Raw genomic sequence first — 20438 nt, forward strand, 5'->3', positions numbered from 1 at the left:
GAACGGGTACGGCGGCAATGCCGGCCTATTGCGGCCGGTTTGCGGCCGCAACCTCCCCCTCGAACCCGCCGGACCGGCTCCCCTCCGACGGCCGTCGAAGCGCGGGTTCGTCTGCGCATATCCCGATCCGATCGGCGCCCAAAAACACGCCATCCGCCGAAATAAGCATCAAGCAACGCGATCGATACGTTAGGATCAACTTAAGGTGAAGCTCGCTAAAGTTCAGCACAGCCTGAACAAAGCAAAGTAGCTCGACCGTAGAGTTCCCCTGAGGGTTGCATGAACGACTTGTCCCTTGCCGACGTCGTCGGTGCGTCGGCGCAGGCCCTGAAGTCCAGGGCCTCTTCCAACCTCGGAGCCATCCAGTTGATTGCCAACCGCATGAAGCTGCTGGCCCTGAATGCGCTCATCGAGGCGGCCCATGCCGGCGAGAAGGGTGCGGGATTCTCGGTCGTTGCGCAGGAAGTCCGAACCGTTTCGACCGAAGTCGAGACGCTGGCCGCAGCCCTGGGGACGGGCCTCAGCACCGGCGTGGACAACCTCACCGAGGCCGTCGCACGGCTCACGGGCGAGGCGCGCGCGGCCCGCTGCGTGGACCTCGCCTTGAACGCCGTCGAACTGATCGACCGGAACCTCTACGAGCGCACTTGCGACGTGCGCTGGTGGGCGACCGACGCCGCTTTGGTCGCCTGCGGCCGGGATCCTTCGCCGGAGAATGCGGCTTATGCCGGCGAGCGGCTCGGGGTGATCCTGTCGGCCTACACGGTCTATCTCGATCTCTGGCTGTGCGATCTTCAGGGCCGGGTGATCGCCCATGGCCGCCCCGATACCTATCCGGACATCCTCGGCGCGCAGGTCGATACCGAGACCTGGTTCCGGGACGCACGCGCCCTGCCGAGCGGCGACGACTACACGGCGGTCGACGTCCGGACCGAGGCGCGCCTGCGCGGCGCACAGGTCGCCACCTACTGCGCGAGCGTGCGGGAAGGCGGTCGCCCGGAGGGGGCGCCGCTGGGCATCCTCGCCATCCATTTCGACTGGCAGCCGCAGGCCCGCGCCATCGTCCAGGGCGTCCGGCTGGGCGCGGGCGAGCGGGAGCGCACCCGCGTGATGCTGCTCGATGCCCGCAACCGCGTGATCGCCTGCTCCCGGAACGAGGGGGTGCTGAGCGAGACCTACCGGCTCCGCACCGATGGCCGGTCCCAGGGTCACTACCGGGATGGGGACCGCCTCGTGGCCTTCCACGACACCCCCGGCTACGAAACCTATGGGGGCCTGGGCTGGCGCGGCGTGATCGAGCAGCGGAGCGTCGAAGGCGGCACGAATAGCCTTCCGTGACGGCATAGAAGCTGTTCGACCCGCAGGATGTGTTCGGGTCACGGGTGGGATGATGAAATCGTAGCGTATATGCCCCAAATTTAGGCAACCTCATTCCGGCGAAATCTTTACTTTACGTTCGCCTTTCATGGTCCGGCCGCAACTCGTCCGGACCGTCCCATCATGAAGCTGCCCTCTTCCCTGCGCGCCCGTATCGTCACGGTGGCGCTGATCCCCTGCCTCGCCTTCGGCGCGGTCGCGGGGGTGGCGGTCGCGGAGCGGGCGGGGCAGGGCCGGGCGATGGCGCGGATGGAGGAGCAGGTCGGGCTCTCGGTCCGGATCGGCGCCTTCGTCCACGAGGCCCAGAAGGAGCGCGGCGCCTCCAGCCTCTATCTCGCCTCGAAGGGCACCCAGTTCGCTCCGGAACTCGCGGCCCAGCGCAAGCTGACGGATGCGGCCCGCGCCGCCCTGATCGCGGATCTGGGGGCCGCCGGAGCGGATGCGGAGTTCGCGCGCAAGGCGGCGGCTCTGCGTGAGAAGCTCGGCGGGATCGAGCGCCACCGCAGCGCGGTGGACCAGCTGGAGGCCAGCGTGCCGGCCAATCTCGCCGTCTATACCGGCCTCATCGCCGAGGCCCTCGGGGCCGTGCGCGGGGTGGCGCAGATCGCGGCGGACCCGGCCATCGGCGCCCGCGTTTCCGCCCTGTCCGCCTTTCTCTCGCTCAAGGAATTCGCCGGCCAGGAGCGGGCGGCGGCCTCCGCCGTGTTCGCCGCGGGCGCGATCGATCTCGCGGGCTTGCGCCGGCTCGCCGGGCTGGCCTCGGATCAGGCGACCTTCGAGGGGCTGTTCCGCGCCGCGGGCCCCACGGAGGAGATCGCCGCGCTCGATGCCGCGAACACTTCGGACGCCGCCCGCGAGGTCGCCCGGCTCCGCGGCCTCGCGCTGGGCACGGCCCCCGGCCAGGCGCTCGCCTTCACCGACGCCAAGGGCTGGTTCGGGCTCGCGACGCAGCGCATCGACGGGCTGAAGGGGATCGAGGACCGGCTGACGGCCGGCCTGGCGCGGGCGGCCGGGACGGCCCGGTCGCAGGCCGAGCGCACGGTGCTGCTCTGGGCCGGGGCGGCGCTGGCGACCCTGCTGCTCTCGGTGACGCTCGCCTTCGGCCTCGGCTCGGCGATCGCGCGCCCCTTGAGCCGGATGGCGCGGGCGCTAACCGCGATCGGGCGGGGCGAGACCGAGGTCGAGATCCCGGTCAAGGGTCCGGGCGAGCTGCGCGCCATCGCCGCCGCGGCTCTGGCCTTCCGCGACAGCGTGGCCGAGCGCGCCCGCATCCGCGCGGCGCAGGAGCGCGGCGCCGAAGAGGAGGCCGTCCGGCGCCACGCGGCGATGATGGCGGTGGCCGACGGCTTCGAGGCTCGGGTCGGCGGTATCGTCGAGGCGGTCTCGGCGGCGGCCCATCAACTGGAGGACGCCGCCCGGGCGATGAGCAATGCGGCGGGCCAGACCTCCGCCCTGAGCGCGTCGGCTGCCCAGGCCTCGGCCCAGGCGGCGCGCTCCTCCGACGGCATTGCCGCGGCGACGGAAGAACTCTCGGCCTCGATCCGCGAGATCTCCGCCCAGGTCGGCTCGTCGGCGCTGGCGGCGAACGCCGCCGAGGAGGAGGCGGCCCGCACCGCCGGGGAGGTCGAGCGCCTCGCCGCCGCCGCCAACAATGTCGGCCGGATCGTCGGGCTGATCTCGGAGATCGCCGGCCAGACCAACCTGCTGGCGCTCAACGCCACCATCGAGGCGGCCCGCGCGGGCGAGGCGGGCCGGGGCTTTGCCGTGGTCGCGGCGGAGGTGAAGGGCCTCGCCGCCCAGACCGCCCGCGCCACCGACGAGATCGCCGGGCGGATGGCGGAGATCGAGGCCGCGACCGGCGCCTCGGTCTCGGGGATCACCGGCATCGCCCGCACCATCCGCGACCTGTCGCGGATCTCCAACGACATCGCCGCCGCGGTCGAGGAGCAGGGCGCGGCCACCGCCGAGATCGCCCGCACCACGGTCGAGACCTCGCAGGGCACGCGCCGCGCCTCGGAGGACGTGGCCGGCGTGGCCCACACGGCCGACGACGCCAGCACCGGCTCGGGCCAAGTCCTCGATGCGGCAAGCGACCTCGCCCGTCAGGCCGCTGCCCTACGCACGGAGGTCGGCGGTTTCCTGGCGCAGGTTCGCGCAGCCTGAAACCGGGTTTCGAAAGGGCAAGCCCTTTCGTGGGTCCAGGGCAAAGCCCTGGTTGAAGGGATGCCGGGGTTCCACCCCGGCGCCCCGCCAAAGGGATGATCCCTTTGGAAACCCGGTCTCAGTGCCGGGCCTCGCCCTGGGCGGGCGTGTTGCCGACGGCGCTGACCTCGTCGCCGATGCGCGGCTCGACCTTGAGATTCTGGCGCAGACTCTGGAGGTGGTCGGTCACGACCAGCGTGTCGGGCTTCAGGCCTTTGAGCACGGCGGTGTTGTCGCCGTAGACGTCGCCGACCTCGATCGCGGTCATGTGGACCGTGCCGGTGTCGTCCACGGTCCAGACCACCTGCTGGTCGAGCTGGGCCGAGAGCGCGACCGTCGGCACTAGGAGCCGATCCTGCCGGCCGACCTCGATGCGGGCGCGCACGAACCGGCCGGGCAGATAGCGCTCGTCCGCATTGTCGAGCCAGGCCTGGATCAGGCGGCGGCCGGTGCGGGGATCGAAGCGGTTGTCGAGGCGGTAGATCGTGGCCTCGCGCACGGGCTCACGCCCCACGTCGAGGAGTTGGACCTTCACCCGCCCCTCTCCTTGAGCGACCCGCACCGCCTCCGCATCCTCGGAGGAGAGCGCCATCTGCACGTCGATCGGGTTCACCTGCACCACGGAGACGAGGCTGGTCTGATTCTCGATCACCATGTCGCCGATATTGGCCATGGACAGGCTGGAGCGCCCGTCGAAGGGTGCGCGGATCACCGCGTATTCGAGGTTCAGCCGCTGGCGGGCGATGGCGGCCTCCGCCTCTTCGAGCTTGGCGGTGGCGGTGGCGAGGTTCGACTGGTTCTGCTGGGCGCGCTGCTCGGTGGCGAAGCCCTTGTCGGCGAGCTGCTCGGTGCGGTTCACCTCGGCCTGGGCGAAGGAGACGGTGGCCTTGGCTTGATCGCGCAGGGCCTCGGCCGATTTGAGGGCGACCTCGAACGGGCGCGGGTCGATGCGGAACAGCACCTGACCCTTCTTCACGTGGCCGCCGGGCTCGAACGGGCGCTCCATCACGAAGCCGGTCACCCGAGCCTGCAGCGCGGCGTCACGGGGCGAGACGATCGTGCCGGTATATTCGAAGGCGACCGGCACATCCTGGCGGCTGGCGCGCACCGCCTTCACCGCCAGCCGCGGCTCTTCCTTCTTCTTGGGTCCGGCCCGGCCCGCCACCTTGAGGTGATGGGCGAGAAAGCCGGGGATCGGGTGCCCGGCCCCCCACCACGCCCCTCCGGCGATTCCGAGCGCGCCGACGACGAGGCCGGTGATGACGAAGCCGACGCCTGACCGCACGAAATCCACTCTCCAACAGCAGGACGGGGGCGCCCGCCGGATGTGTTCCGGGCGCGACACGGGAGGGAACACGCGGAGTCCCAACACGTTGCACGCGGGTCCTTCACGGCCACGTTGAATTTCGCACGCTGCATTTCGGGAGCCGGCCCACCGAATGTTCTCTACGTTCGTCGACCGGCCGATCCTCGCGGGCGTGATCTCCGTCATCATCACGGTGATCGGCATCGTCGCCGGGCTGACGCTGCCGGTGGCGCAGTATCCCGAGATCGCGCCGCCGATCATCAACGTCCAGGCGACCTATCCCGGCGCCTCGGCCCAGCAGGCCTACGAGTCGATCGCGATCCCGCTGGAGCAGGAGATCAACGGCGCGCCGAACCTGATCTACATCCAATCGACCTCCTCGACCGACGGCAGCGTCTCGATCGACGCGACCTTCGCCGTGGGCTCGAACCTCGATGCCGCCGCAGCCGAAGTGCTCACCCGGTCGAGCCGCGCCGAGGCGAAGCTGCCCGAGGCGGTGCGCGCGCAGGGGCTGGAGATCCAGAAATCGTCGCGCCAGCGGCTCGGCAACGTCGTGCTCTACGCCGACCCGAGCACCGGCTTCGACGAGCTGTTCCTGGCCAACTACGCCGAGACCCAGGTCATCAAGCCCCTGCGCCGGGTCACCGGCATGGGCCGGATCGTGAACTTCTCCAACATGCGCTACGCCATGCGCGTCTGGCTCGATCCGGCCAAGATGGAGGCGCTGGCGCTCTCGACCGAGACCGTGCTCCAGTCGATCCAGGCGCAGAACGCACAGATCACGACCGGCTCCCTCGGCAAGCTGCCGATGGACCGGGCGACACCGTTCGAGCTGCAGCTCGTCACCAAGGGCCGGCTGACGCGGCCCGAGGAGTTCGGCAACATCGTCCTGCGGGCCAATCCCGACGGCTCGGTGGTGCGTGTTTCGGATGTGGGCCGGGTGGAGCTCGGCTCCGAGCAGTACGGGGTCACCTCGAACTTCGACGGCAAGCCCTCGGCGACGCTCGGCATCTTCCAGAACCCCGACGCCAACGCGGTCGAGGTGATGAACGGGACGCGCGCCACGATGGCGGATCTCGCCGAGCGCTTTCCCCCCGGCCTGCACTACTCCATCGCCCTCGATTCCACCGAGTTCGTGAAGGAGGCGATCTACGAGGTGGTGCGGACCCTGTTCGAGGCGATCCTGATCGTCACGGTCGTCACCTACCTCTTCCTGCAAAACTGGCGCGCCACGCTGATTCCGACCATCGCCGTGCCGATCGCGCTGATCGGCACCTTCGGGCCGATGGCGCTGCTCGGCTTCTCCTTCAACACCCTGAGCCTGCTCGGCCTCGTGCTCGCCGTCGGCCTCGTGGTGGACGACGCGATCATCGTCGTGGAGAACACCGAGCGCCTGATGGCCGAGGGCATGGCGCCGAAGCCCGCCTCCCGCGAGGCGGTCAACGAGATCGGCGGCCCCGTCATCGCCACGACGCTGGTGCTCGCCGCGCTGTTCGTGCCGGTGGCCTTCATCCCCGGACTGACGGGTCAGCTCTACAACCAGTTCGCGCTCACTATCGCCATCTCGGTGCTGATCTCGGCGATCGTCTCGCTGACCCTGACGCCGGCCCTGTGCGGCCTGCTGCTGAAGCCCCACGCGAAGGACGGGCCTCGGAAGACGCGCTGGTGGCGCAAGCCGCTGGACTGGTTCAACGTCGCTCTGGAGCGCTCGGCCGACTTCGTGGCCCGCACGATCGGATGGCTCTCCCGCCACGTCGTCCTGACGCTGGCCGTGTTCGTGCTGTTCGCCGGCGCCACCGTGCTGCTGCTGATGCAGCGTCCCACCGGCTTCGTGCCGGACGAGGACCAGGGCTATCTCTACGCCGAAGTGGCGATGCCGCTCGGCGCCTCGGTGCAGCGCACGGAGGCGATGAACGCCCGCTTCGGCGAAGTGCTACGCGCCCGCGCTGACGTCGATCACACCATCGGCGTCAGCGGGCGCAGCTTCCTCGCCGACACCGTGGCCCCGTTCTACGGCTTCAACATCCCCGTCATGAAGCCCTGGGACGAGCGCACCACCACGGTCGACGACCTGATCCGCGACATGGAGGAACGCTTCAAGCACGATCCCGACGGGCAGGTGCGCATCGCCGCACCGTCGCCGCTGCCGGGGCTCGGCTCCCGCGGCGGCCTGACGCTAGAGATCCAGGACCGCTCGGGCAATGGCGGCCTCGGTCTGGCGCAGACGGCCAGTACCTTCATCGAGAAGATCCGCGCCCTGCCAGGGGTGGCGAACGCGACGCCGACCACCGATTGGGGCGTGCCGCAGATCCGCCTCGACATCGACCGGGCCAAGGCCGAGCAGCTCGGCGTGCCGCTGGCGCGATTGTTCGAGGCGCTCGGCACCTATGTCGGGTCGAGCTTCGTCAACCTCTTCAACCGCTTCGGCTTCGTCTACCAGGTTTATGTCCAGAGCGACGCCTCCGGGCGGCGCCTGTTCCAGGATCTTGAGGCGCTGACCGTCCTCAACGCGCAGGGCGAGCCGGTGCGCCTCGGATCGCTCGTCCAGGCGAAGTTCAGCACCGGGCCGACGGCGGTCCTGTCCTACAACACCTATCCGGCGATCGAGGTGGCGGTGACGGTCGCCCCCGGCTCCAGTTCCGGCACGGTGATCGAGGCGATCGAGGCCCTGGCCGAGGATCTGCCGCGCAACAGCTCCATCGAGTGGTCCGAGATTGCCTATCAGGAAAAGATTGCCGGCAACGTCGCGCCCCTGATCTTCGGGCTCGGCGTGTTCATGATCTTCTGCTTCCTGGCCGGGCAGTACGAGAGCCTGCGCATGCCGCTGGTGATCCTGCTCGCCACGCCGCTGGCGATCTTCGGGGCGGTCGGGTTCCTGGCCTTGCGCGGCATGCCGCTCGACGTGTTCGGACAGATCGGCCTGCTGCTTCTCGTCGGCCTGGCGGCCAAGAACGCGATCCTGCTGGTCTCCTTCGCCGAGGATCTGCGCCGGCAGGGCAAGGACGCGCTGGAGGCGGCCCAGCACGCCACGCGGATGCGGATGCGCCCGATCCTGATGACCTCGTTCGCCTTCATCCTCGGCTCGGTGCCGCTCGCCATCGCCAGCGGCGCGGGGGCGGGCGCCCGGCTCTCCATGGGTACGGTGGTGATCGGCGGCCTGCTGGTGGCCACGATCCTGACCCTGTTCGTCACCCCGGTCTTCTACGTCGCCGCCGAGCGGCTGCGGGGGGAGGGCGCGACGGCGAGCGAGTTGGGCCAAGGGGAGACAGGCAAGGAGGAGCAGGGCGCGACGGCGTAAGGGCCGACGCTCACGCGCAAAAAAGCTGCGCCAGCGCCCCCCGGGCGAAGGCCGGCGTGAGGGGCTTGGCCGCGAAGCGAACGCCCGCGGGCAGCGTGCCGGGGTCGGGGGAAGGACCGGCCGAGAGAGCGATGAGGGCGAGATCCGGCCTGCGTCGGGCGATCTCGCAGGTCAGGGCGAACCGGTCCTCGGGCAAGGTCAAGGGCAGGTCGGCATCGACGACGACGAGGCGCAGCCCCGCATGGCGCTCGATCTGGAGGAGCGCGCTCTGCGCACTCCAGGCCTCCAGCACCTCGAAGCCCGCCTCCGCCAGACGATCCGCCGTTTCGATACGCGCGGCGGTTTCGCTTTCCACGACGAGTGCCAGCGGCCGCCCGTCACCGTCCGGGGCAGGGGGAACGGGCAGATCCATGAGGCGTCCCGGATGTCGTTGGAGCGCGCCTGGGAGCATGCCTGGGCGTCCTGCCGACAAGCGGCGAGCGGGCGGGTTCGTTGCCCCCCGCGTCGCTTTTGGCGCTATTCTTTTTCGAGAAGACCCTTCAGGGGCGCCCTGATCCGGCACGTCACCCCTTCTCGGGCGTAGATCATCTGCGTCTCGCCGCCGACCGCCCCGGAGAACCCGCGCTCGATCAGCCGCGAGCCGAAACCCTTGCGGGTGGGCGCGGCGACCGGCGGTCCGCCGGTCTCGGCCCAGGTCATCGTGATGACCGGCTCGGCCTCCCCTGCATCCTCCGCGTCCTCCGCGTCCTCCGGCCAACGCGCCCGCGCGACGTGCCAGTTCACCCCGACGCGCCCGCCCGGCACCGAGAAGGCGCCGTACTTGGCGGCATTGGTGGCGAGTTCGTGGATCATCAGCGCCAGCGACAGGGCGGCTTTCGGCCCGACCTCCAGGTCCGGGCCGGACAGGTGGATGCGGCCGGGCTCGCCGTCGTCGTGGATGGTGAGCGCGCCGGCGATCACCGCCTCCAGCGCCGCCCCCTCGCCCTCGCCCGAGAGCAGGATGTCGTGCGCCTTGCCGAGCGCCACCAGCCGGGCCACCAGCGCCTCCTTCACCGAGGCGATGTCGGTCGCGTTGCGCAGCGTCTGCGAGGCGATGGCCTGGGCCATGGTCAGGGTGTTCTTCAGCCGATGGCTCAGTTCGCGGTTGAGGAAGCGCTGCTGCTCCTCGGCCTGGATGCGGGCGAGCGCCACGGAGATCCGACCGGCCACCTCGCGGACGAAATCGACCTCGCCCGCGTCCCAGGCCCGGGGTTCGGCGGCGTGGGCATAGACGAGGCCGACGAGAGCGCCCCGCCGCGTCAAGGGCACGCCGATCAGCGCACGGGCGCCGGCCGCCGCGTAGCCGCCCGCATCCGGCGCGAGGTCCGGTTCGGCGGTCAGATCAGGCACGGCCAGGATCTCGCCGCGGCGCAGCCGCGCGAGCATGGCCGGAAACGGCGCGGGGCTCATCGTCCCGTCCGGTCTCGCGCGCCCGATCGCGAAGCCGCCGACGGTGGCATCGAGGGCCGCGTAGCCCGCCTCCGAGAGGTCGAGGCTGCGCCTGAGGATCCGGGCCGCGATCCCACGGATCTCCGCGGGGCCGGCGGCGTCGCGCAAGGTGTCGCCGAGTTCGATCAGCGCCGTCTGGCGTGCCTCGGTCGCCTTCTCCGCGGTGATGTCCTCGATCATCGCCGTGGCCTGGAGCGCCTCGCCGCGGGCCTGCGAGACGAGGTTGACCCGGCCCCAGATCAGGCGCCCGTCCTTGCGGCGGTAGCGCTTCTCCAGAGTCTCGCGCACGATCTCGCCCGCGGCGAGCCGGCGGTGGAGCTGGCCGCGCTCCGCCGCATCCGCTTCCGGCGTCCACTTGGCAATGGAATGTCCGACGATGTCGGATTCCTCCGCCCCCCAGATCGCGCAGAGCTTCGGGTTGGCCTCCAGCGCGATCATGGTGCGCGGATCGATCTGCACGATGCCGATATTCGCGCCCTCGACCACCGCCCGGAGCTGGGCGGCGACGCGGTTGCGCTCGGTCAGATCCAGCATGGCGCCGATCATGCGCAGCGGCCTGCCGTCGGCCCCGCGCACCATCGAACCGCGATCGAGAACGTCGGCGTAGGCGCCGTCGGCGCGGCAGAAGCGGTATTCGTGGTGCCAATCGTGGCCGCCGCCGCCGATGACGCGGCGGATACCCGCCTCGACGCGGGGGCGATCCTCGGCGTGGATGTGGTCGAGCCACCACCGGCCGGTCGGCTCGACCGTCTCTGGCGCCCAGCCATAGGCGGCCTGAAGGGCCTCGTTCCACAGCACGTGGTCGGCGGCGAGGTCCCAGTCCCAGATCGCGTCGTTGGTGGCGCGGGTGACGAGGCGGTAGCGCTCCTCGGTGGCGGCGACGGCGACCTGCGCCGTGCGCTCGGCGGTGACGTCGCGCACCGTGCCGACGAAGCGCCGCGCCCGTTTGATTCCCTCATCCGTTTCGACGACGAGGGTGCCGCGGGCCGCGACCCAGGCGATCACCGTGCCGTCCGCCGTCACGGTGCGGTAGGTGGCATCGAACAGGCCGGGCCCGGCCGGGTCGAGGGCCGCCTGCACGGCGGCATCGGTGCGCGCCCGGTCCTCGGGGTGGAGGCGGGCGAGGAACGTGCCGGCATAGCTCACGGCCTCGTCCGGCCCGACCCCGAACAGGGCGCGGGTCCGCCCGTCCCAAGCGAGGGTGCCCGCCACGAGGTCGTAGTCGAAGATGCCGGCACCGGCCGCCTCGATCGCCAGCCGCAGACGGAACTCGCTGTCGGCCAGGGCCGCGGCCTCGGTCTTCCGGGCCGCGATGCCCCGGCGCAGTTCGAGCTGCGTCATCACCGTGCGGGCGAGCGCTTCGAGACCTGCGCCTTGGGCCGCGCTCAGACCCTCCGGCCGAGGCTTGGTGTCGAGCACGCACAGGGTGCCGATCGCCCGATCCTCAGGCGTCACCAGGGGCGCGCCGGCATAGAAGCGGATGCCGGGCTCCGCCGTGACCAGCGGGTTGGTGCGAGTGCGCGGGTCGGCCGCGAGATCGGGGATGACCAGCAGGCCGCGCCCGGCCAGGGCGTGAACGCAGACCGAGCGGTCGAGCCCGGTCTCGCCGGGGGCGAAGCCGAGCCGCGCCTTGAACCATTGCCGGTCGCCGGTCACCAGGCTGACGAGGGCGGTCGGCGTGGCGCAGAGCTGGGCGGCCAAAGCCACGGCATCGTCGAACGCGGCCTCGGCGGGCGTGTCGAGGATGCCGTAGCAGGCCAGCGCGGCCAGCCTCTCGGCCTCTGCGCCGGCCTCACCGGATGCTGGACAATCGTCGGGCGGTCGGCTCATGGACGGACCCGGCAAGGACGAACCCGGCGCCCTTCTTCCGGAGCCGCCTGAAGCGGCCCGCCATCCGGACGGGCGCGATGGTGCCCCGGTGACGTGTCGGGCACAAGACACCTGCCGGAATCGCCGTGCTCCCGGAAGGATAATCCGAGGTGTCCGGCTGGCTCGGGGGCGACCGAGAGCATCGTCTTTGTCCGAAAGCCGGAATTCACCTTGCGGAACGATGCTCTACTCAGGCGGCTCGATGGCGATGAGGCGCCCGCTCGGGCTGTAGACCGCGCCGAGCACGGTCTCGTAATGGCGCTTGACGCAGGCATGGCACTCGCAGGCGACCTCCTCGATCGCCGCCCGGTTGACGACGGTGATGCGCCCGCGCCCGACCTCGATCAGTCCCTGCTGCTGCAGCATCCGCAGGATGCGGGTGAGATAGGTGCGCTGCACGCCGAGCATCGCGGCGAGCGATTCCTGGGTGATCGGCAGAACGTTGTTGCCGAGGCGGTCCTGAAGCGTCAGGAGCCAGCGCAGGCAGCGCTCCTCGATTGGATGGAGGGCGTTGCAGGCGACCGATTGCAGCACCTGCGCGAGCAGGCAGTCGGAGTAGCGGGTGAACAGGTTGCGCAGAGATTCCGAGCGGCGCTTGGCCTCTTGAAGCCGGACCGAGTCCATCCGCAGGACCGGACCGGCGATCTGGATCAGGGCGTGGGTTGAGGCGGGCAGGCCGCCATTGCTGACCACGCCTCCCACCGCGCCCTCGCGGCCGATCGTAGCGGTCTCGGCGCTGCGCCCGTCGATCATCGAGATCAGCAGGGTGACCACGGTCTGCTCGAGGGGGAAGGTGATGAAATCCACCTCGCGGCCGGCGGCGAACAGCGTCTCGCCGCGCTGGTACTCCAGCCGCTCCAGATCGGGCAGAAGCAGGCCGCGATCCTCAGGGCTCAGACAGTTCAGGAGCAGATTGCCTTCAAAGCAGCGCTCTGTGGCCGAAGGCATGTACAACTCGAAGTCCGTCTGGTCGCCGAGCCGGCTCCTAGCGCAACGGTTGCCGCTCAGTCTGTCTACAAGTAGACATATCGCACGTTGAACACAAAAAAAATCAGGTCACGGCCAAGGTTACGGCCAAGGTTACGGCCAAGTCGTATCGCGCGCCTGGAAGCAAGCGCGAAGAACGGTCACACCACAGAGGATGCGTTGATCTGAGGACGGACGCCGCGACCGGCGGCTCCTTCCGTTCCCCGCTTACTCGCCTGCTTGCCCGCCTACTTGCCGGTGCAGAGGCCCTGGCTCGACAGGCGCCGATGCTCCCGCGGGTCGCAATCGGTGGCCAGGAACGAGGCCCACTCGGTCGGGCTGCCGTAGAAGGCGTTGCGATCGACGTCGCCGCGCACGCCGGGCACGCGCCCGGTCGAGGTGAACTGCCAGAGCATCCACTTGCGGTTGGCGTAGCGCTGCTCAGGCTCGGCCGCCGTGGAGCGGACCCAGTGGGGATAGTCGGGCAGCTCGTCTTCCAGCACGTCCTTGTGGAAGGTGATGTCCGTGTAGATGATCGGCCGCTTGCCGGTATAGGCCTCCATCTCGTCCAGCATGTAGCGGATCATCGACAGGGCCTGGGCCTTGGGCAGCTTCTTCGGGCACTTCGCCGAGTGGCCGTTCCACTCCACGTCGAGCACCGGGGGCAGGGCGGTCGGGTCGTTCGGCACGTTGCGCTTGAACCACGCCATCTGGTCCTCGGCCGAGCGGCACCAGAACACGAAGTGGTAGGCGCCCCGCGGCACGCCGGCGCGGCCCGCGCCGTCCCAGTTTTCGAGGAAGCGCTCGTCGACGTGGTCGCCGCCCTCCGTCGCCTTGATGTAGGCGAACTGCGTGCCCGCGCTCTTGACCGAGGCCCAGTTGATCGGCCCCTGCCATTTCGAGATGTCGATGCCCTGGATCGGGTGGCCCTTGGCCCGCGCGACGCCGGGATGGGGCTTGGCATCACCCTTGGTGGGGTAGAAGTCGTTCTGCGCGGCGCAGGCCGCGAGCCCGGAGAGCATCAGCGCGGCGAGCCCGCGCTTGAGCCATCCGCGCGGAGCCGGTGCGAGCCTCGAGGAAATTTCGGTGTCCAGCGACATCGACGGCCCGCCACTTCTTGCGTGCGACTTCAATGGGTATTCGATGCCCTTGATCCGGTTAACAGAACTTTGCTGGCATTGCGGCGGATTTCCGGAAGGCGTTGCGCCGCAGGCACATACGCGCCGCCGACGCTGTCCGGCGGACGGGCGGGCCCATCTAAAACGTTGTCGATCCTGAATTTTCCCTGAGCCGGCGATGCGCAAGATTCTGTTTACCATCGGATACGAAGGCCTGACGCCGGAGCGCCTGCACGCGGCCCTGAAGGCGGCGGACGTGTCCCTGCTCGCCGACGTGCGGGCGGTGGCCAACTCGCGCAAGCGCGGTTTCTCGAAAGGCGCGCTGAAGGCGGGTCTCACGGAAGCCGGACTCGGCTACGCGCATTTCCGGGGTCTCGGCACGCCGAAATCCGGCCGCGAGGCGGCCCGCGCCGACGATGCCGGGCTGATGCGCCGGATCTATTGCGAAGAGGTGCTCGACACCGCCGATGGCGGGCTCGCCCTCGACGCCCTGGCCGACCTCGCCGCGGAGCAACCGATTTGCCTGCTCTGCTTCGAGCGCGATCCGGCCCGCTGCCACCGCCGCGTGCTCGCCGAACGGCTGGCCCCGCGCGGCTTCGAGACGGTCGATCTCTACGGCGATATTTTGTGATTTTTTGGGGCGTTGGCTGGTCACTTTCGTGCAGTGGGTCAGTTTGAAATGTGGCAGATGCTGGCCTCAGCCCTGTACCTCTACGGCAGCGCGCTTCCTGTAAGGGCGGCGCTTGCCCGGCTTGTCGTCAAACAACTCCACCGCACGGGCGATGGGGTAGATGGTCCATAGCGTGTCTGTCACGCCGGTCTTCATGGCTGGCGTCATGCGGATGTCCCGCTGTTCCTTGACGAAGTTGTAGCACATGGCATGGAGCGCGACGGCGTGAACGTGGTTCTCCACCGTCTTTGAGAAGCCGTTCATCAGTTGCGTGAAGCGCCGCATGTGCATCCGCATCGTAAGGTTCTGACGATTTCTTCACACCCGTGCAGCCCGGCGCGCTGTAACACCGGTCGCTGTCTAACGACTCGCCGTAAGTCTTGATGATCCGCGCGTATCGACCTCTTTGCCTAACGCCTCATCGACGGCGGAGAGTTAGGCGTAGTGACCGTCCGACGTGGTCTGTAGGCGCTCAAGGAACCTGTCCCGGATGTCGGCATGAAGACGGTCACGTATTCAGAGTTCCGACCGCCCACCAGCCATAACAGGAGCAGCTTCGTTTCGGCGCAGAGGGCCGTCCACGTCCATACGTCGGCCGCGCTTTCGGGCGCCGCCTTGGCCGTCTCAACCTTCTTCGCCTTCGCGTAGACGACGCTCAAAATCTCACCGATCTGGATGCGCGTGGACGGCAGCTCGCGGAAGGCTTTGTCCTTATAGATCGCTCAGGCCCGGCCAGCATCGACAGGGAGCTTGGCGACGGTGCTTTTGCTTGCTCTCGTCATCCGCGTGATCGCACTGACCTACATGCCCTCGCAAAGGAGGTGCAGGATACTCGCGCGTTCGCCTGCGGAGAGCTTGTTCATCGCCCTCCATCAATATGACCCTTAGGCTTGCCGGTTAAGCATCATGGCTGCTTTTCAATTCCTCACGCCGTCGCGACATGCCTGCTGCCAAGATGCGTCGGGTTGCTTCACGAGCGGCTTCCTCAGGGGTCGGCACACGATCTGATTTGTTGAAATTGCTAAGTATCGCTTTTGCGCCTCGCGCGCCATGCCTGCCGAGCTTGCCTATCGCCTGTCCCATTTTTGCCTCCACGAAGCATTGATTTTCTTTCCACGAAATCCGGATTCAAGTCAATGTCAAAATAATGCTTCCTATTTATCCACACGAAGCCGTCGCTCTTAGAAATAACAGCCACATCGATTTCGCCACCAACAGATTCTACATTTGATGCAAATCGCCTTCTCAGCGCGGTAATCTCAACCATGGCACGCGCCATGTAAGCCATTTCTTCCTTTGGCAAAGCCCTAATAGTTTCCAATATAGGATTGATGAAAGCCTTTCTTCTGTACCCCTCAAAGGCGGCCTTGAAAGCATTCTGCATAGATTCGGACTCTTTATCCTGCAGGTGCTTTTCAACCAGCCTTTGATCCGGATCTCCAATAAGATTGTCTATTATATTATGGGACCTTTCTTTGATAACACCGCTGAAGGTTTCGGACAGAAACTTAAGGTATTGAGGAGCAATTCCTTCCACGAAGAGGTGCGCCATGTCAGATTGGGCAAACGGTATAATTGCGGCGCCCGGGTTTCCTTTGGCATTAAGATCGACACATTTACTGGATTGCCAGCATCTTGTAATTCCAAGAGCTTTGCCGTCGAATATCTGATGATGAACGCTCGGGAAAAGTTCGTTTCGACCGTAGCCGGCGATCACCACTCCGGTGTAATACTCCGAGTGAACCTCGTGCCTAATAATATCGAAAAGAAACCTAGTGAGAACTTCTAATGGCTGCCTTCCGATTCTCAACTTAAACTCTTCGCGAGCAAGGCTTTTTATCAGAGAACCAAATTTTTTCTTGAACTTTTCATATTCGAACGGAATTGGGAGCTCTGCGAAGTTTACAAGAGCTGTTTCTTGATGCCTGATATCGGCAATCAAATTCGCTTGTAGCTCAACGCGATTCTCATAATCAAAATTATCGTTGAGTTTTTCCATCACATCGGCAAAAATTAGACCAAAACTGAGAAGTTCGTAATGAGGATCCGAGAATTTACTTGATTTAACGAAGCCAACAAATTCATCGGTAAACGCTCGGAGTGTAGAAAAAACTCGTCCGCCGACGTGGGTCCGGAACTCTTTAACGACCACTTCCCATGGAACGCGGATAAAGTCTCCGCTATTATAAATCATAATGCCAATTTCGTTGTTTGGCCCGAAGGAAAACAACTTGTTGGCGTGCTTCCAAACTTTATTTTTTCCTATTGTTACTGCACTGTCGGCTGCCAGTGCCACGGCCTGCTGATTAATAATCACAATTTCAGCCGTCATCTTTCCGCCATCTAGTGGCGGCTGCTTTGCGGGCAATCTCAGAGCGCACATCCGCCGACAGCTTGTCAGCGTGCGCCCTTCCCCCCTTTTAGCCGCCGCTTCTTGCAAATTCCGTCACTGGAGAAACTGGGGCGGCATCCTCAGGTTGTCGAGTCGTTTGTTTGGCTCCCATCGTCACATCCACGATGAACTTGGCGAGCTGCTTAGGATCACGGGGGCGCTTGGGGTGGGCATAGGATTACCGCCTGCCCATCAGCGATGCCGCGCTGCCTTGCCTCGGCTAGCACATCAGGTTCCATGTTGATGAGGGCAACTCATGTCATGCTGCCAGTGATATTCTCGGATCGGGTCTCCACAACCTCAGCGCGCGATCTTGCAACGACGGTGCGATATCGCGTCAAAAGACCCTTGGCTTGATCAGCATCGGGTTGATCCCACTGAAATCGAAAGCCATCGTAGGTTTGATCAGTCATGCTGGCATCATGCCACTGCCAACGGCGCCAACCAAGGCGGGGTCAGCCCTTACAAATTTTAAACTGATCTACTGCCCACTTTCGAGACTGCGGCCCAAGCCCCAAAAAGAATCAGCGCATCAGGCTCGGCGCGCCGAGCCTCGGCTGCACGCCCTCGCGCATGATGATGCGCCGCAGAGGCGGGATCGCGCCGAGCACCACGAGGCCGAGGCCCCGCAGGGCATCGACGGGCAGGAAATCGGTGAGCAGCGAGCGGTTGAGCATGTCCACCGCCGCCCCGCGCAGGCGCGCATCGACGCCCCGGTTGCGTCCGAACCCCGCGAGCGAGGCCGGTGCCCCCGGATCGCGGTTCGCCTCGCGGGCGGAGAACACCGCATCCCGCACGGCCGCCGCATCGCGCAGGCCGAGATTGAGCCCCTGCGCCCCGATCGGCGGGAAGACGTGGGCGGCCTCACCGATCAGGGCGAGGCGGTCGGCGACCGGCCGCTCCACCGAGAGGCCGCGCATCGGCACGAGGCCGCGCGGGCCGTCGATCCGCATGGCGCCGAGCATCGAGCGGGCCTGATGCTCCACCGCCGCGGCGAGATCCCGGTCGTCGAGCCCCGAGAGGCGCTTGGCCGCCGGCTCCGCCGTGACCCAGACGAGGCTGGAGCGGTGGCCGCCGGGGAGCGGCACCAGGGTGAAGGGTCCGTTGCGGGTGTGGAACTCAGTGGAGATGTCGCGGTGGGGCCGCTCGTGGGCGAGCAGGGTGGTGAGCGCCGCCTGCGGGTAGGACCATTCGCGGGTGCGCAAGGCAGACGCCGCCCGCAGCGGCGAGCGGCCCCCGTCGGCGCCCACGACGAGTTGCACCGCGAGGCTGCGCCCGTCCTCCAAGTCCAGCACCGCGGCGCCTTGCTCGAGGCGCATGCCGGCCGAATCCGCCTCGAACAGGGTCAGGCCCGACGTGGTGCGGGCCTGACGCCGCAGGGTCTCGACGAGGCGGGCGCTCTCGACGTTCCAGCCGAAGGCGTCGAGGCCGATCTCCGCGGCCGAGAAGCGTGCGGGCGGCGGCCGGAACAGGCTGCCGGTGTCGTCGACGATCTGAAGTTCGGCGAGCGGGCTCGCATGCGGGGCGATCTCGTCCCATGCGCCGAGCACCCTCAGGAACCGCACCGAGCCGTCGAGCAGAGCCACGGTGCGCCCGTCCGCCACCGGCGCGTGACGCCCGACGAGCGCGGTCTCCACCCCGTCGCGGGCGAGCGCCAGGGCGGCAGCAAGGCCTGCCGCCCCGGCGCCCACCACCGCCACGGTGAAACGCGGCGGCGCGGCGGAGGGGCGGGCGGGGGACGTCTGCACCGGGACCGTCACGACGGGAGACTCCTAGAAGGGCTCTCGGAAGGGCCCTCAAAACGAGGATCGAAGACCGACTTCCTACAGAGGTGCGGCCGGCCTGGGGTCAAGTGCGGCCGAGGGTCCGAGCAGAGCCATTGCTCGAAGCCGTAGGGGCAGCTTCGCGGCGCGAAGAGTGCCGCACGGAGCGGAAGCATCAGCCAGCGGAGCCGGGCGCCAGCGCATGAGGCCTGCAAGAAACCAGGGTCAACGCCTTCAAGCGATGGCCCTGAGGGTCCGGGAGCAGCCGGACGTCCAAGCGTGGCGGGATCAAATTCAAATGAAACCAATTCACCCGCCCGGCATTGCCAACTTATGTTGAGGGAACTGCGCGCTCTCGCCGCACGCTCTCCGGGACAGAACCATCATTGACGTCCGAGGGGGGCGTACCATGAAGCCATTCATCACCTCGCAGCCGGAGGCCGAGCGGACACGGCTCGGCTCGTCCTTGGATCCCGTGCTTTCGGGCGTTGCGCGCGGCCTCGCGCGGCTGTTTCCACCCGTCGAGAATGTCAGGCCGCAGCGCAGCGGGAGCACCATCCCCGCCACTTCCGGAACGGACGGCACGGCCGGCGGGCGGCGCGGCCGCGTATGATGAGGCCCGACCTGGTCGCGCAGCACATCGCGGCGATGACCACGGCAAGCACCAACCTGCTGCGCCAGATGGAGGATGAGGGCCTGCGCTATCGGGTCATCGTGAACCCGGAGGATACCGCCACCCTGCACGTCCGCGTGCGCGAACTGACGCCCGACCTCACGCAACGCATCGAGCGCTGCCTCGCGGGCATGGGCATGCAGGTCGCGGTCCGGGAGGAGTGACGGGCGAACCCGCCCATTTGGCCGGCGCCCACTTAGCTCGTGCCCAATTGGCCGGTGTCCTTCGGGCATAAGCCGCTTGGAACCCCTTGGAGCCCTTGTCTGGCTCCGCCGGACCGATATCTCGACCGTAGTTCGAGACGGGAACGCGGGAGACGGCGATGAAAGCGATCCGGGTACACGCCTACGGTGGGCCGGAGGCAATGGTCTACGAGGATGTGCCTTCGCCCGAGCCGGGGCCGGGCCAGATCCGCGTCCGCCAGACCGCCATCGGCGTCAACTTCATCGACATCTACTTCCGCTCCGGCGCCTACAAGGCGCCCTCGCTCCCCTTCACCCTCGGCAAGGAGGGCGCGGGCGTGGTCGATGCCCTGGGCGAGGGCGTCACCGATTTCCGCGTCGGCGAGCGCGTCGCCTATGCCGGCGCCACCGGCACCTATGCCGAGGAAGTGACCGTGGACACCAAGGGCGTCGTCCACGTGCCGGATTCGATTTCCGACGAGACCGCCGCGGCGATGATGCTCAAAGGCCTCACCGCGCAATACCTGCTGCGGCGGACCTACCGGGTACAGCCCGGCGACACGATCCTGTTCCACGCCGCCGCCGGCGGCGTCGGGCTCATCGCCACGCAATGGGCCAAGCATCTCGGCGCCACCGTGATCGGCACCGTCGGCTCGGCCGAGAAGGCGGAACTGGCGCGCGCCCACGGCTGCGATCACGTCATCCTCTACCGCGACGAGGATTTCGCGGCTCGGGTGAAGGAGATCACCGGGGGCAAGGGCGTTCCGGTGGTCTATGACGGCGTCGGCAAAGCGACCTTCCCCGCCTCGCTCGACTGCCTCTCCCCCTTCGGCATCTTCGCGAGCTTCGGTTCGTCCTCGGGGGCAATCGAGGCCTTCGACATCGGCATCCTCGCCGCCAAGGGCTCGCTCTACGCCACCCGCCCGACGCTCTTCACCCACATCGCCACTCGCGAAAGCCTCGACGCCAACGCGGCCGAGCTGTTCGAGGTGGTGGCGAGCGGCGCGGTGAAGATCCCGATCCACGCCCGCGCCAAGCTCGCCGACGCGGCGCAGGTTCACCGCGATCTCGCCGGGCGGCAGACGACCGGGACGACGGTGATGACGCCGTGATCCCCGTATCCTAGGACGAAGG

The 20438-nt window shown here is 67.5% G+C and carries 13 protein-coding genes and 1 pseudogene; 6 read left to right on the top strand and 8 right to left on the bottom strand.

Annotation, left to right across the window (positions count from 1 at the left end):
• Window positions 1-279 precede the first annotated feature (279 nt).
• Window positions 280-1338, top strand: a complete 1059-nt coding sequence (locus OVA30_RS15710; protein WP_268176014.1) for a methyl-accepting chemotaxis protein — start codon at window positions 280-282, stop codon at window positions 1336-1338.
• A gap of 162 nt (window positions 1339-1500) precedes the next feature.
• Window positions 1501-3540: a methyl-accepting chemotaxis protein gene (locus OVA30_RS15715; protein WP_268176015.1), complete on the top strand. Its 2040-nt coding sequence runs from the start codon at window positions 1501-1503 to the stop codon at window positions 3538-3540.
• Between the two features lie 118 nt (window positions 3541-3658).
• Here OVA30_RS15715 and OVA30_RS15720 read toward each other — a convergent pair whose 3' ends face one another.
• Window positions 3659-4864, bottom strand: a complete 1206-nt coding sequence (locus OVA30_RS15720; protein ID WP_015952167.1) for an efflux RND transporter periplasmic adaptor subunit — start codon at window positions 4862-4864, stop codon at window positions 3659-3661.
• Window positions 4865-5018: 154 nt separating this feature from the next.
• Between OVA30_RS15720 and OVA30_RS15725 the strand changes: the two genes are divergently transcribed.
• A complete protein-coding gene (locus OVA30_RS15725; protein WP_268176016.1) occupies window positions 5019-8183 on the top strand; it encodes an efflux RND transporter permease subunit in 3165 nt (1054 codons plus the stop codon).
• Window positions 8184-8193: 10 nt separating this feature from the next.
• Here the strand turns inward: OVA30_RS15725 and OVA30_RS15730 are convergent, their stop codons facing one another.
• The 4 genes from OVA30_RS15730 to OVA30_RS15745 all read right to left on the bottom strand — a co-directional run bounded on the left by OVA30_RS15730 (window position 8194) and on the right by OVA30_RS15745 (window position 13606).
• Window positions 8194-8595: a response regulator gene (locus OVA30_RS15730; protein WP_268176017.1), complete on the bottom strand. Its 402-nt coding sequence runs from the start codon at window positions 8593-8595 to the stop codon at window positions 8194-8196.
• Window positions 8596-8699: 104 nt separating this feature from the next.
• The gene (locus tag OVA30_RS15735; RefSeq protein ID WP_268176018.1) at window positions 8700-11501 is read right to left on the bottom strand and encodes a PAS domain S-box protein; all 2802 of its coding nucleotides are present in this window, start codon (window positions 11499-11501) and stop codon (window positions 8700-8702) included.
• A 225-nt stretch (window positions 11502-11726) separates the two neighbouring features.
• Entirely contained in the window at window positions 11727-12488 is a 762-nt protein-coding gene (locus tag OVA30_RS15740; protein ID WP_268176019.1) for a Crp/Fnr family transcriptional regulator, read from the bottom strand.
• A 266-nt stretch (window positions 12489-12754) separates the two neighbouring features.
• Window positions 12755-13606 (bottom strand): glycoside hydrolase family 25 protein, encoded by an 852-nt coding sequence (locus OVA30_RS15745; RefSeq protein WP_003603787.1) that lies wholly within the window; start codon window positions 13604-13606, stop codon window positions 12755-12757.
• A 196-nt stretch (window positions 13607-13802) separates the two neighbouring features.
• On the opposite strand from OVA30_RS15745, the gene OVA30_RS15750 reads away from it, so the two are divergent.
• A complete protein-coding gene (locus OVA30_RS15750; RefSeq protein WP_268176020.1) occupies window positions 13803-14255 on the top strand; it encodes a DUF488 domain-containing protein in 453 nt (150 codons plus the stop codon).
• Between the two features lie 66 nt (window positions 14256-14321).
• Here OVA30_RS15750 and OVA30_RS26030 read toward each other — a convergent pair.
• From OVA30_RS26030 to OVA30_RS15765, 3 genes and pseudogenes are all read right to left on the bottom strand, one after another.
• Window positions 14322-15157 (bottom strand): annotated as a pseudogene (locus OVA30_RS26030) (IS1 family transposase).
• 158 nt (window positions 15158-15315) lie between these two features.
• Window positions 15316-16662 carry a hypothetical protein gene (locus tag OVA30_RS15760; RefSeq protein WP_268176022.1) on the bottom strand — a complete coding sequence of 449 codons (1347 nt, stop codon included), beginning with the start codon at window positions 16660-16662 and terminating at the stop codon, window positions 15316-15318.
• 548 nt (window positions 16663-17210) lie between these two features.
• Window positions 17211-18446 (bottom strand): FAD-dependent monooxygenase, encoded by a 1236-nt coding sequence (locus OVA30_RS15765; protein WP_268176023.1) that lies wholly within the window; start codon window positions 18444-18446, stop codon window positions 17211-17213.
• Between the two features lie 612 nt (window positions 18447-19058).
• Between OVA30_RS15765 and OVA30_RS15770 the strand changes: the two genes are divergently transcribed.
• Both OVA30_RS15770 and OVA30_RS15775 read left to right on the top strand, forming a co-directional pair.
• Window positions 19059-19286: a hypothetical protein gene (locus OVA30_RS15770; RefSeq protein ID WP_268176024.1), complete on the top strand. Its 228-nt coding sequence runs from the start codon at window positions 19059-19061 to the stop codon at window positions 19284-19286.
• Window positions 19287-19444: 158 nt separating this feature from the next.
• On the top strand, window positions 19445-20416 hold the full coding sequence (locus OVA30_RS15775; protein ID WP_015824082.1) for a quinone oxidoreductase family protein: 972 nt from the start codon (window positions 19445-19447) through the stop codon (window positions 20414-20416).
• Window positions 20417-20438: the final 22 nt, after the last annotated feature.

Source organism: Methylorubrum sp. SL192 (assembly GCF_026672325.1).
GTDB classification, from domain to species: Bacteria; Pseudomonadota; Alphaproteobacteria; order Rhizobiales; family Beijerinckiaceae; genus Methylobacterium; species Methylobacterium extorquens.

Coding starts and splice junctions, on each gene's coding strand:
- OVA30_RS15710 (WP_268176014.1), top strand. CDS start 280: ATGAACGACTTGTCCCTTGCCGACGTCGTCGGTGCGTCGGCGCAGGCC.
- OVA30_RS15715 (WP_268176015.1), top strand. CDS start 1,501: ATGAAGCTGCCCTCTTCCCTGCGCGCCCGTATCGTCACGGTGGCGCTG.
- OVA30_RS15725 (WP_268176016.1), top strand. CDS start 5,019: ATGTTCTCTACGTTCGTCGACCGGCCGATCCTCGCGGGCGTGATCTCC.
- OVA30_RS15730 (WP_268176017.1), bottom strand. CDS start 8,595: ATGGATCTGCCCGTTCCCCCTGCCCCGGACGGTGACGGGCGGCCGCTG.
- OVA30_RS15735 (WP_268176018.1), bottom strand. CDS start 11,501: ATGAGCCGACCGCCCGACGATTGTCCAGCATCCGGTGAGGCCGGCGCA.
- OVA30_RS15740 (WP_268176019.1), bottom strand. CDS start 12,488: ATGCCTTCGGCCACAGAGCGCTGCTTTGAAGGCAATCTGCTCCTGAAC.
- OVA30_RS15745 (WP_003603787.1), bottom strand. CDS start 13,606: ATGTCGCTGGACACCGAAATTTCCTCGAGGCTCGCACCGGCTCCGCGC.
- OVA30_RS15750 (WP_268176020.1), top strand. CDS start 13,803: ATGCGCAAGATTCTGTTTACCATCGGATACGAAGGCCTGACGCCGGAG.
- OVA30_RS15770 (WP_268176024.1), top strand. CDS start 19,059: ATGATGAGGCCCGACCTGGTCGCGCAGCACATCGCGGCGATGACCACG.
- OVA30_RS15775 (WP_015824082.1), top strand. CDS start 19,445: ATGAAAGCGATCCGGGTACACGCCTACGGTGGGCCGGAGGCAATGGTC.